This window comes from Bacteroides sp. An279 (assembly GCF_002159615.1).
Taxonomy (GTDB): Bacteria; Bacteroidota; Bacteroidia; order Bacteroidales; family Bacteroidaceae; genus Phocaeicola; species Phocaeicola intestinalis.
In genome coordinates, this window is sequence record NZ_NFJA01000096.1 from 1 (window position 1) to 13,460 (window position 13,460).

Annotated in this window: 6 protein-coding genes; 4 read left to right on the forward strand and 2 right to left on the reverse strand. The window is 49.0% G+C overall.

All coding sequences use genetic code 11. The features are described 5' to 3' along the window. Window positions 1-120: 120 nt before the first annotated feature. Complete coding sequence (locus tag B5F78_RS13915) at window positions 121-1,614, reverse strand: MFS transporter (protein WP_087212428.1); 1,494 nt, start codon at window positions 1,612-1,614, stop codon at window positions 121-123. A gap of 80 nt (window positions 1,615-1,694) precedes the next feature. Beyond that, a complete protein-coding gene (locus B5F78_RS13920; RefSeq protein ID WP_087406998.1) occupies window positions 1,695-3,317 on the reverse strand; it encodes a sialate O-acetylesterase in 1,623 nt (540 codons plus the stop codon). A 374-nt stretch (window positions 3,318-3,691) separates the two neighbouring features. On the opposite strand from B5F78_RS13920, the gene B5F78_RS13925 reads away from it, so the two are divergent. From B5F78_RS13925 to B5F78_RS13940, 4 genes are all read left to right on the forward strand, one after another. Then, window positions 3,692-4,768: an efflux RND transporter periplasmic adaptor subunit gene (locus B5F78_RS13925; protein ID WP_087398332.1), complete on the forward strand. Its 1,077-nt coding sequence runs from the start codon at window positions 3,692-3,694 to the stop codon at window positions 4,766-4,768. A gap of 15 nt (window positions 4,769-4,783) precedes the next feature. Beyond that, the gene (locus B5F78_RS13930; protein ID WP_087406999.1) at window positions 4,784-7,816 is read left to right on the forward strand and encodes an efflux RND transporter permease subunit; all 3,033 of its coding nucleotides are present in this window, start codon (window positions 4,784-4,786) and stop codon (window positions 7,814-7,816) included. Next, window positions 7,813-9,129 carry a TolC family protein gene (locus B5F78_RS13935; RefSeq protein WP_087407000.1) on the forward strand — a complete coding sequence of 439 codons (1,317 nt, stop codon included), beginning with the start codon at window positions 7,813-7,815 and terminating at the stop codon, window positions 9,127-9,129. Before B5F78_RS13930 ends, B5F78_RS13935 begins: the two co-directional genes overlap by 4 nt. 98 nt (window positions 9,130-9,227) lie before the next feature. Beyond that, entirely contained in the window at window positions 9,228-13,187 is a 3,960-nt protein-coding gene (locus B5F78_RS13940) for a hybrid sensor histidine kinase/response regulator transcription factor (protein WP_087407001.1), read from the forward strand. Window positions 13,188-13,460 lie beyond the last annotated feature (273 nt).

Consider the following 13,460-nt stretch of genomic DNA (forward strand, 5'->3'; position numbering starts at 1 on the left):
TCGCTCCTGTTCTTCGTCAGATAGCCCGCTATCTTCCTCATCACAGAAGCGAAAATGCCTCAAAAACTCATCCCAAATCATCGCACGATAAATTCAAAACAGCTTCTGATACTTTGTCATTTAATTTTGTTTGCTTCTCCGTTCGGCGAGTTCTGCCTGCATTTTTTCGTTATATTGTTTGGTGATAGGATAGAAGCACAAGGCAATTACTCCCACAAAGAACGTGGCTGCAGGAATCAGGCTGGACGAGAGAATGATTCCGTGGATAGCCGATTCGCTTTGTACAGCTCCGACTCCCGATACATAGCCAAAGCCAGAAAGCAGGAAGCCAAGGATGGCACCTCCTACACCCAGGCCGGCTTTTAAGGCAAATACCACTCCGGCGAAAGTGAACCCCGTGGCACGGCGGTAATGGATGTATTCCGAATGGTCGGCTACATCGGCAATCATTGCCCAAAGCAGAGGTACGGTGGGGGCGTATGCCAGACTCTTCAAGAAATTCAGGAAGAACATCAATTCAATGTTCTCTTTCGCCGGGAAGTAGAACATTGCCGTGAAGATGGCGGTCAGTGTCAGACATACAATGAATGTATTTTTCTTTCCGAAGCGGTTGGCAAGGAAGTTGGAAAGAATGATTACACCGAAAAATTGTACCAATGCTCCCAGCATGTTGAATACACCGAAACCTACTTCGTAGGCTTTGTCAGGGGAGCTCACTATCAGCCCGAATGCATTTAATATATGATAACCTATTGAATCCTGTGCTTCGGCAGATACCAGTCCCATGCGGTCGAGGAAGTTATAGAGGGCTCCCGCATCGACGTAATGCTCGAAATAGTAGTTCATAGCGCTTCCCCACATGGCTAGGGTGATGAAGACAAATAGAGTCAACACGAACATTGCACGCCAAGGTATGCTTCCGAAAATATCCTTGATATCTTCGCGTAAATTGGTCTTTTGATTGGCCGGTGGGGTAATGCGTTCTTTTGCCGAGAAGGCAGCTATGGCAAGGAAGATGAATCCCACTACAGCAAATAAGGAAATCGTGCATAGCCATCCATGTCCTTTATCGCCGTCTTCCGAGAATTTGCCGACCAGGGGCAATGTTAGTCCTTGAACCACAAACTGTCCGATAGTTGAGAATATGAAACGTACGGAAGTGATGCTGGTACGTTCTTTGATGTCGCCCGACATGACGCCGCCCAGTGAAGAGTAGGGGGTGTTATTGAATGAATACATCGTCATCAATAACGTATAGGAGATGGTTGCATACAATGCCACCAGCCCTTTGTCTTCAATGCCGGGATTGTAGAATGCCAGAATATAGAATACCATAAAAGGTATGGCTGTCCACAATACCCAGGGGCGGTATTTTCCCCAACGTGTCTGCGTACGGTCGGAAAGAATGCCTACGGTAGGGTCTACAAAAGCGTCTACAATGCGTGCTACCAACATAACAGTTCCGGCAATGGCTCCTTCCAGTCCGAATACGTCGGTATAAAACTTTGTTTGATAAATCATCATCATCTGGAACACAAGGTTCGCAGAGCAGTCTCCCAATCCGTAACCGATTTTTTCGGCCATGGAGACTTTTTGATTCTGTAGTGCGTTCATGGTATGTATTTAATTCTTTAATTGGTTCTTGGTTTTATTTATGTTTTTGGGGCAATTCCCTTTTATTTTGTGAGGTAGGTTTAAAAACTTTGGGTAACGGCTTCTACCAGTCGTTTGCCTCCTGTTTTCTTGTCCAACGGATGGATGTCATTCCACTCGCCTGTATCTTTATTGGGAATCAGGGTGGCGTGCGGGTCTTCTTCTGCGGCTTTCGCCTGTTGTGCCTGCAAAGCTGCCCATCCTTTTCTGCCCGGATTGTCGGGAGCCATGAAATCGGCAAGTTCCATGATGTAGAAAGGCATTTCAGGCATTCCGAAGGTTTTCCGCCAGTCTTTCATCAACGATTTCAGCAGGCTGGCATATTCTTTCCATTTACCTGTGTTTGATTCGCCCTGATACCATACAGTGCCTTTGAACACATAATTTCTCAGAGGGGCAATCATGCCATTATAGAGTCCGATGGGCATATTCTGAAAAGCTGTAGACGAAGGAGCCTGAGGCATTTCTGTTCCTATGCGGTGTTTCCATTGTTGTGAGAGGTTGGTCTCTTCTGTCCCGCAAATCAGCTTATATGGTTTGTCTTTTACGAAAGAAGGGAGTCCTCCGTTGCTCACCAGGCGTATGGTTATTTGGTTTTTGCCTGTTTTCAGAAGTCCTTTCGGGATGTTGTAAATACGTGGAGGATATTGGTAGGCAACGCTTCCTACGAATTTTCCATTGACATATACCGAGTCTGCATCCACAATGCATCCCAGGCGCAACGTAGCTTCTTTTCCGTTCCACGAGGCAGGCAGGTCAATCTGCTGACGGAACCAGTGTACACCGTTTATCGGGCGCCATCCGTTGGTAGCCCATTGAGGTGAAAACATGTCAACGGTTTGCCATGCCGAATCATCGTAATTTTCGGCATACCACGGAGTTTGTGCATGAGTGCCTTTATCGGTTTTGTAAAGTTCGATTTGCCAGGCACGTCCACGGGCTTGTTCTATCTGTTGGATGTTGTTTATCAGTTCTTTCGATTCATATACTGCTTTTTGGTGTGTGTAGACAGGGAAGTCTTGCAAACCTTCTTCGCTGATCCAGGCTTCGATGGGAGTTCCTCCCCAGCTTGAGTTGATGATACCTACGGGTACCTTTGTTTTTTCGTAAAGTTGCTTGGCAAAGAAATAGCACAAAGCCGAATATCCCATGACATGCGTTTTGTCCAACGGTTGCCACTCGGCTTTTTTGATGTCTTTTTGCGGCTCATTGAAATCGTAGCAATATGGAACCTTCAGATAATGGATGTTTGTGTTTTCGTAAGCATTTATTTCATCGGCAAACATGTCCATTACACGTGCTACGGTCAGCTCCATATTCGATTGTCCCGAACAGAGGAATACATCACCTATTAATATATTATGTAAGGTAATGTCGTTTATCAGCATGTCATACGGGCCTCCCGCCTTCATGGCAGGAAGCATGATCTTCCAGTTTCCATCCGGACCGGCAGTGGTTTGATACTCTTTTCCTGCAAACTTGAGGGTAACACTTTCGCCTGCATCAGCGGTTCCCCATATAGGTACTGCTTTTCCATGTTGCAATACCATGCCGTCGTTTATTAAGTAAGGCAAAGAGATCTTTGCTTCGCCAATCGCGGCGAAGCAAAGACAAAGTAATAAAACTAACCCTAACTTAATATTCAACCTATTTGTTTTCATCATAATTAATACTTGATTGGTTTTGGTCCTATGCAAATATATGGAAAGTTTAGCTATTTCGTATTCACAAATGCTTCAAAAACTTTTCTCTATGATACATCCGACTCTTTGTTTGTTACATATTTTATCACGTATGTTACATTTTATGATATAAAACATAAAACGTCCATTTTGGACGCTTGTCGAGAGATGTATTTTGGGCTTTGTTTTGGAGGCTTTGTTCGGACTGCAAATCAGTATGAACACTAGCGTGACAAGGGAACAAATCGCATCTTGTTTTGTGAATATTTTTAAAAAAAGTGGTTTTTGTTTAAACGTTTTCTTACTTTTGTCATCACATAAGCATTAGTAGAAACCAAAATTTGCATGAAAGGCACATGAACAAATGGATTAAATGGGGGATTATCGTGGCGATAATAGCCGGATTGACCGGATTGGGCATTTATTCGTTTACACCGCGAGAGAATACCGAACTCAATGAGGCGGACAGGAAAATGCCTGCCGAGAAAAAGCAAATCTTGAACGTGAACGCGCAGGTGGTGCGCCCCCACGTACTGACCGATAAATTATTTGTAAGCGGCAAGCTTATACCCGATGAGGAAGTGGACCTCTCGTTCGAAACATCAGGAAAAATCGTTGACATCAATTTTCAGGAAGGGACAATGGTGAGCCAGGGGCAATTGCTTGCCAAGGTAAACGACAGCCAGCTTCAGGCACAGCTGCAAAGACTGGAAGCGCAGATGCCGCTTGCCGAAGACCGCGTGTTCCGCCAGAACGCCTTGCTCCAGCGCGATGCTGTAAGTAAGGAGGCTTACGAACAGGTGAAAACCGAGCTTGCCACCCTTCATGCCGATATCGAAAACGTACGTGCCACGATTGACATGACCGAGCTTCGTGCTCCTTTTGATGGAGTGATAGGCTTGCGGCAGGTCAGTATGGGTGCCTACGCTTCGCCTACAACCGTCATTGCCAAACTTACCAAGATAAAACCGATTAAGGTGGAATTTGCCGTCCCCGAACGTTATGCACGTAAGATACGGAAAGGTACGAAGCTATCATTTAAGGTAGAGGGGCATCTGGATGCCTTCGAAGCGGAAGTATATGCCCTGGAGTCGAGCATTGACCCCGAGACGCATGCCCTGACCGTACGTGCGATTTACCCGAATACCCGTGCTGAACTGCTTCCCGGACGCTATGCCGATGTCGAATTGCGCCAAGGCGAGATACAGGATGCCATCGCCATCCCTTCCGAAGCCATCGTGCCCGAAATGGGGCAGAACAAGGTCTTCGTATACCGCTCGGGAATCGCCATGCCTGTCGATGTGGAGATAGGCATCCGTACCGAAGCCGAAGTGCAGATACTCCGTGGGTTAGCGGCTGGAGATACCATCCTGACTTCCGGAACCTTGCAGCTCCGCACGGGAATGCCTGTAAAATTGGATAATATCAACTAAAACCGTGCCTGCCTTATGAATATTTCCGAACTCAGTATCCGCAGGCCGGTGCTTGCCACCGTGCTCACCATCATTATCTTGCTTTTCGGATTGATAGGCTATACGACCTTGGGTGTACGCGAATACCCCTCGGTGGACAATCCCATCATATCCGTAACGTGCAGTTATTCGGGAGCCAATGCCGATGTCATCGAGAACCAGATAACCGAGCCTTTGGAACAGAACATCAACGGTATCCCCGGCATCCGTTCGCTTTCCAGTGTGAGCCAGACGGGTCAAAGCCGCATCACCGTGGAGTTTGAATTATCGGTCGATTTGGAAACGGCGGCAAACGATGTACGCGACAAGGTTTCGCGTGCCCAACGTTACTTGCCTCGCGATTGCGACCCGCCTACGGTATCGAAAGCCGATGCCGATGCCAGCCCCATCCTGATGGTGGCTATCCAGAGCAATAACCGTTCGCTTTTAGAATTGAGCGAGATAGCCGACCTGACCGTAAAAGAGCAGCTTCAGACCATATCCGATGTGAGCAGCGTGTCGATATGGGGCGAAAAACGCTATTCGATGCGCTTGTGGCTCGACCCCGTAAAGATGGCAGGCTATGGTGTGACTCCAGTTGACGTGAAGAATGCGATGGACAACGAGAACGTAGAACTTCCCTCGGGAAGCATCGAAGGAAATACCGTAGAACTGACCTTGCGCACCATGGGACAAATGCATACCGCCGACGAGTTCAACAATGTCGTAATTAAGGAGGTAGGCGGACAAGTCATCCGACTGAGCGATATCGGGTATGCCGAACTGGGTGCTGCCGACATAAAGAGTTACATGAAGATGAACGGTGTGCCGATGGTGGGCGTGGTGGTCATCCCTCAGCCCGGAGCCAACCATATCGAGATAGCCGATGCCGTGTACGAACGTATGGAACAGATGGAAAAAGACCTTCCCGACGATGTGTCTTACACGTATGGATTCGACAATACCCGCTTTATCCGTGCCTCCATTGCCGAAGTGGAGAGTACCGTTTACGAGGCTTTCTTCTTGGTTATCGTCATCATCTTCCTGTTCTTGCGCGACTGGCGCGTCACGCTGATACCGATTATCGTGATTCCGGTCTCGCTCATCGGTGCCTTCTTTATCATGTACGTGGCGGGGTTCTCCATCAATGTATTGACCATGCTGGCGGTGGTGCTTTCGGTAGGACTGGTGGTAGACGATGCCATCGTGATGACCGAAAACATTTACATCCGTATCGAACGGGGTATGGAGCCTTTTGAGGCAGGCATCGAGGGGGCAAAAGAAATCTTCTTTGCCGTAGTGTCTACCACCATCACGCTGGTAGCGGTGTTCCTCCCCATTGTGTTCATGGAAGGCACCAGCGGCAGGTTGTTCCGCGAGTTCAGCTTTGTGGTGGCTGGTTCGGTGCTCATCTCTGCCTTTGCCGCCCTCACTTTTACGCCGATGCTTGCCACCAAACTCTTGAAGAAACGCGAAAGACAAAGCTGGTTCTACCGCAAGACCGAACCATTCTTCGAAGGCATGAACTACTGGTATGCCCGTGGGTTGAGCGCATTCTTGAAGCGCAGGTATTGGGCTATTATTTTCACTGCAGTCACATTGGTGCTTATCGGTGTACTTTGGACGCATATTCCGGCAGAAATGGCACCTCTGGAAGACCGTTCGAAAATCACAATTAACACCCGTGGCGCCGAGGGGGCGAGCTACGAATATATCCGAGACTATACTGAAGACATCAACCTGCTGGTGGATTCCCTCATACCCGATGCCGAGGCGGTCACAGCCCGGGTATCGAGCGGAAGCGGAAACATCCAGATTACGCTGAAGGACATCAACGAACGCGACTACAGTCAGATGGAGGTGGCGGAGCAGCTTTCGCAAGCCATCAAGACCAAGACTAAGGCACGCGCCTTTGTCCAGCAGCAGTCTTCTTTCGGCGGACGGCGGAGCAGCATGCCCGTGCAATACGTGCTTCAGGCGGTAAGCATCGACAAGCTGGAAAAAGTATTGCCTGCTTTCTTAAATAAGGTGTATGATAACCCGACTTTCCAGATGGCGGATGTCGACCTGAAGTTCAGCAGCCCCGAAATGCAGGTCAACATCAACCGCGACAAGGCAGGAACGATGGGTGTGAGCGTGCGCGATATTGCCGAAACCCTCCAGTACGGATTGAGCGGCCAGCGCATGGGGTATTTCTACATGAACGGCAAGCAATACGAGATATTGGGGCAAATCAACCGCCAGCAGCGCAACCAGCCTGCCAATATCCGCTCCATCTATATCCGGAGCGATAAAGGCGAAATGATTCAGCTGGACAATCTTGTGGAATTTGTCGAGTCAATCACCCCGCCCAAACTTTATCACTACAACCGTTTTATCTCCGCTACGGTATCGGCGGGTCTTGCCGAAGGAAAGACCATCGGCCAGGGATTGGACGAGATGGATAAGATAGCCGCCGAAACCTTGGATGAAACCTTCCGTACGGCACTTTCGGGCGACTCGAAAGACTATCGGGAAAGCTCGTCGAGCCTGATGTTTGCCTTCATCCTGGCGTTGGCGTTGATTTACCTCATCCTCGCAGCGCAGTTCGAAAGCTTTAAAGACCCGCTCATCATCATGCTTACCGTGCCCCTTGCCATTGCCGGTGCACTGATATTCATGTATTTCGGAGATATCACGATGAACATCTTCAGCCAGATTGGCATCATCATGCTCATCGGACTGGTGGCGAAGAACGGCATTCTGATTGTGGAGTTTGCCAACCAGAAACAGGAGGCAGGCGAGGACAAGATGCAAGCCATCCGCGATGCTGCCCTCCAGCGCCTGCGCCCCATCCTGATGACCAGTGCGGCTACGGTATTGGGACTTATTCCTTTGGCGTTTGCCACGGGCGAAGGTGCCAACCAGCGCATTGCTATGGGAACGGCAGTAGTGGGGGGTATGCTGGTATCGACATTCCTAACCATGTTCATCGTGCCCGCCATTTATTCGTACATATCCACTAACCGAAACAAAACCAAGAACGTATGAAGCAGATTCTTATCTTGATAATAGCCGTTTTTGCCGCTTTTCCCCTTCAGGCACAATATGAATATACCTTGAAGCAATGCCTGGAAGAAGGATTGCTGAACAACTATTCGCTCCGCATCTCGCGCAACGAAGAGCAAATCAGCAAGAACAACGCCACGTTGGGCAATGCGGGTTATCTGCCTACGGTAGATTTTACCGCAGGATATACCGGCGACTTGAACAGTTCCGATTCGAAATTGCGTGCCGACGGGAGTACGGTAGCCGAACGCAATGTGCTCGACCATACCCTCGATGCAGGCATCGACTTGAACTGGACTATCTTCGACGGCTTTAATATCTCTACCACTTACAAGCAATTGCAGGAACTGGAACGTCAGGGAGCTACCAATACCCGGATTGCGATTGAGGATTTCATCGCTACGCTCACCGCCGAGTATTACAACTACATCCAGCAGGAAATCCGCCTGAAGAACTTCCGCTATGCCGTTTCGCTCTCGAAGGAACGTTTGCGCATTGTAGAAGAGCGGTACCACATCGGTAATTTCTCGCGCCTCGATTTCCAACAGGCAACGGTAGACTTCAATGCCGACAGTGCCCAGTACATGAAGCAGCAGGAACTGGTGCACACCTCGCGCATCAACTTGAACGAACTGATGGCGAATAAGGATGTAGACCGTCCCATCCGGGTGCGTGATTCGGTCATCGACCTGAACCGCATCCTTGATTTCGACGAGCTTTGGAATGCCACGTTAAGCACCAATGCCAATCTCTTGCATGCCGACCAAAATACCGTCTTGGCTCAATTGGACTACAAGAAAGTCCTCTCGCGCAACTATCCCTACCTGCGCCTGAATGCGGGATATGGCTATACCTTTAATAAATACGATGTGAACGCCACGCGCCAGCGCAACAATTGGGGATTTAGCGGAGGCATCACCATCGGTTTCAATATCTTCGACGGAAACCGCCGGCGCGAAAAGCGCAATGCCAGCCTTGCCATCCGCAACGCCCAGCTGGAACGCGAGCAGGTAGAGCAAGCCTTGCGTGCCGACTTGAGCAACCTGTGGCAGGCATACCGTAACAACCTCCGCCTGCTGCATCTGGAACGCCAGAACCTGATAGCCGCCAAAGAGAACCACGAGATAGCCAAAGAGCGTTATCTCTTGGGAAATCTGTCCGGTATCGAAATGCGTGAGGCACAACAAAGCCTGCTCGATGCCGAAGAACGCATCCTCTCTGCCGAGTATGACACCAAAATGTGTGAAATCTCTCTCCTCCAGCTGAGCGGAAAAATCACGGTGTATCTGAAATGAAATGAACAAATAATCCCAAAAAATAAAAATCAAGACAGATGACATTCTTTTAAATTATTTTCCGTAAATTGCGCCGTTATTCGAAAATCATTAATTCCATGAATATAAAGAAACTATTCTGTCTGTGGATGTTATGCAATGTCTGTTTATTCGGAGCGGCTGCCGATGCACTGCCTTCCCTGTTCCAGTTCAGACACTACAACATAGAAAACGGAATGTCATCGAATACTGTTTACGATATTTTACAGGATGCCGAAGGATACATCTGGATAGGTACAGACAACGGACTGAATCGTTTCGATGGAATCGAGTTTACGTTTTATCAGAAAGAAAGCTCTTCTTCACCAGAATTTCTTACTAATACCATTTCTTGTCTTTGCGAGAGGGGAGACAGTCTGTGGTTGGGCACCGATTGTGGCGTATATATTTTCGAGCGGAAGCCGGAGCGAATCATTCCTTTCCGTCCGGTGGCGGCAGATAGCCTTAGCCCCATCCGGAGTTGGGTTACTAAAATCGTCTGCGACCCACAAGGTAACGTCTGGATAGCTACCCGTTCGCAAGGGGTTTTCCGGTATGCCAACGGAAAACAACTGGCTCATTACCCCATGCGGGAGGATGACGGAAACATTTTCTACCTGTTGTGCGACAAAAAGGGAGAACTGTGGGCATCTACTTGGGCAAGGCTGTACAGGTTCGATAAGCAGAAGAATCAATTTACCGCCTTTCCGTTGCAAGACAATCCCGACTCGTTCTATTCAATGGCTATGTGGGAAGATGCAGTAGGAAACCTCTGGGCAGGTACGTGGACAGAGGGTATATGGAAAATCAATCCACAGACGGGAGCGGTGGAACGTTATATGGAACCGCATGGCGACAAAGGCATTTCGCACATCCATGCCATCGGCGAATACTCGTCCAATGTATTATTGGCAGGATCGGATAACGGTCTGGCACTGATTGATCGGATTACCGGGTGCAGTGCGGTGTATGCTTATTATGGCGAAGAAACCAAAGCGCTTTCCGACCGGTTTATCTATCCTATCCTGAAAGACCGGGAGGGAGGTATCTGGATAGGCACCTTCTATAACGGCATCAATTACTTGCCGCCTTACAGCGGACAGTTTGAAGGGTATTCGGACGCAAATGGGAATGGTCTGTTCACAGGCACCATCATCAGTCGCTTTTGCGAAGACGAGGACGGTAAGGTATGGGTGGCCTCGGACGATGGAGGATTAAGTCGTTTCGACCCCATCCGCCGCAGGTTTGAAGACTTTCCTGGCAGAACGGCGTTTGCCAACGACAACGTACACGCGTTATGTATAGATGGCGATAACCTGTGGATAGGCACGTACGGGAAAAACATCCGTCTCCTGAACCGGAAAACCGGAACGATAAAAGACTATCAGGATCAGGAACCGGAAGGAATGAGCATCTATACCGTATTCAAGGACAGAAGGGGGCAGATATGGACCGGCTCCATGACTTCGGTATGTCGCTACGACCGCCCCAAGGACAGGCTGATACGCATCGAACAGGTAAAAGCCACCGTAATCGATATGAAAGAAGACGCGAAAGGTTACCTGTGGATTGCCACACAGGGTGACGGGCTGTACCGCTACCAGCCGGAACAAAAAGAATGGAAGGCTTACGGCAAGGCGGAAGGCATTGCCAGCCAGATTGTCAATCAGTTGTACATCGACCGGAAAGACAGGCTATGGGCAGCCACGGGCGAAGGGCTTTGCCTGTATCAGGAGAAAGAAGACCGGTTCGGCAGACAAGTTTTGCGCATTCCGAACGAATGCATCAACGCTATAGCGGAAAGTGACGAGCATTTGTGGCTCACGACGGCGAAAGGACTGGTAAAATATCATCCGGAAAACGGACGGACACAAGTGTTTACCCGCAGCGATGGGCTGCAGAACGAATCCTTCCTGCCCGCTTCAGTGCAAATGTCGAAAAGCGGTGAAATTTATATCGGGAGCATCAACGGGTTCAACCGTTTTCATCCGCACCGCCTGAAATCGAACATACAAGCTCCTGCCGTAGTGCTGACCGGACTGGAAATATTCAACAAACCTATCGCTACCGAAAACGGAGGCATACTACCCGCTGCTATCGGCGAATTAGAAGAACTGCATCTGCCGTACACCGATAATGTCATCACCTTGAAATACGCGGCATTGAGTTATTGCACTCCAGAGAAAAACCAGTATGCCTACATGTTGGAAGGCTTTGATAAAGACTGGAACTACGTCGGGTCACAGCACAATGCCACGTACACCAACCTTCCTGCAGGGACTTATACGTTTCGGGTGAAAGCTTCGAATAATGACAAGGTGTGGAACGAAGAAGGCACCGCTTTGCGTATTGTCATCCATCCTCCTTTTTACCTGTCTATCCCGTTCAAGGCTGCCTACATCGTCCTGTCCGTGCTCGCGCTGGCCGTATTGATACGCTACATCGTACGCCGCGGCGAAAAAAGACATGCGCAGGCAATTGATGAACTGAATGTGCGGAAGGAAAAAGAAATGCACGAAGCCAAGATTTCATTTTTCACCATGATTGCACACGAAATCCGTACGCCTGTGTCGCTCATCATCGGACCGTTGGAAAAGGTGATGCAGTCTACGCAAAATCTGCCATCGGAAGTGCGCAACGACTTGAATATCATCGATCGTAATAGCCAGCGTTTACTCTATCTGGTAAATCAGTTGCTGGATTTCCGCAAAGTGGAACAAAACGAAATGAAAATGCGTTTTGCGCCGCAGAACATCAAAGAACTGATGCAAGCCGTGTGTGAGCGCTTCCAGCCTTCGCTGGAACAACGGGGCATTACGCTGACAGAGGTCTATCCGCCCGAAGACTTCCGTGCCGATGTAGACCGCGAGGCGGTCACCAAAGTGCTGAGCAACCTGATGACCAACGCCAACAAGTACACCCGCGACCAGGTGAAGATGGAATTTGCCGCGCAAAAGCATACGTTTACCCTGACCGTAACCGACAACGGGAAAGGCATGAATCCCAAAGAACTGCAACACATCTTCCGTCCCTTCTACCAGGCGCACGACAACAAGCCGGGCACGGGCATCGGGCTGAGCATCGTAAAGGGCATCGTGGAAGCCCACCACGGACGCATCGATGTACTGTCGGAAGAAAACAAAGGTTCGTCTTTCCGTGTTACACTGCCGGTGCGGCAAGAGAAAACCGACTCCATAGAAACTGCCGGAGAAGTCCCGGAAGTGCCCGAAGGCATTCTGCAGGCGCAGCCTGCCGGTTTGGCGAATAAGAAGCTGCCTGTCGTCTTGATAGCGGAAGACAACGAAGACATGTCAAGTTTTTTGGCAGACAGCTTCGGCACCGCTTATGTAGTGATTACCGCAGCCGATGGCGCAGAAGCATTACAACGACTGAAAGAACAAGAAGTTTCGCTTATCATCAGCGACTGGATGATGCCCAACGTGGATGGTATCGAATTGTGCCGCCGGGTGCGTGAAGACCGGCTGACCAGTCACATTCCTTTTATCCTGCTGACGGCAAAAACCGATAACGCTTCGAAGATTGCAGGCATGAATTGCGGCGCGGACGCGTATATCGAGAAACCGTTTTCCATGCAATACCTGGAAGCCTGCGTGAAAAACCTGATGGACTTGCGCAGCCAATTACAGCAGAAATTCTCGCAGATGCCGGTAGTGCCCATCAGCACGATAGCGGGCAACCAGGCAGACGAAGAGTTTCTGACCAGGATGAACCAACTGATAGAAAACAATTTCGACAACCCCGATTTGTCGGTCGATTTTCTTGCCGAAAAGTTAGGCATCAGCCGTTCGGGCTTGTTCGCGAAAATAAAAGCGCTGGCAAACGTTACACCCAATGAGATGATTCAATTGGTACGACTGAAAAAGGCGGCATTGTTGTTGCAAGAAAACAAATACCACATCAGCGAAGTGAGTTACATGGTAGGTTTCAGCAATCCATCGTATTTCAGTAAGTGCTTTCAGAAACAGTTCGGCATGACGCCCGGCAAGTTCATTGCATCGGGAAAAACCGCAACGAATTGATGGGCGGTTTTTTATGAATGTTCGTATTTTACCAATAAGGAGTTAGAAGGAGTTATTTGAGTGAGTTAAAAGGAGTTAGAAGCCAATACTATTGTCCTTTAACTCCTGCCGAAGGCATAACTCCTTCTAATTTCTTTTATCTGCTGGCATTTTGCGGATATTCATTTTAGAAGCTGTTTTGAATTTATCGTGCGATGATTTGGGATGAGTTTTTGAGGCATTTTTGCTTCTGTGATGAGGAAGATAGCGGGCTATCTGACGAAGAACAGGAGC

Coding starts and splice junctions, on each gene's coding strand:
- B5F78_RS13935 (WP_087407000.1), top strand. CDS start 7,813: ATGAAGCAGATTCTTATCTTGATAATAGCCGTTTTTGCCGCTTTTCCC.
- B5F78_RS13930 (WP_087406999.1), top strand. CDS start 4,784: ATGAATATTTCCGAACTCAGTATCCGCAGGCCGGTGCTTGCCACCGTG.
- B5F78_RS13920 (WP_087406998.1), bottom strand. CDS start 3,317: ATGATGAAAACAAATAGGTTGAATATTAAGTTAGGGTTAGTTTTATTA.
- B5F78_RS13940 (WP_087407001.1), top strand. CDS start 9,228: ATGAATATAAAGAAACTATTCTGTCTGTGGATGTTATGCAATGTCTGT.
- B5F78_RS13915 (WP_087212428.1), bottom strand. CDS start 1,614: ATGAACGCACTACAGAATCAAAAAGTCTCCATGGCCGAAAAAATCGGT.
- B5F78_RS13925 (WP_087398332.1), top strand. CDS start 3,692: ATGAACAAATGGATTAAATGGGGGATTATCGTGGCGATAATAGCCGGA.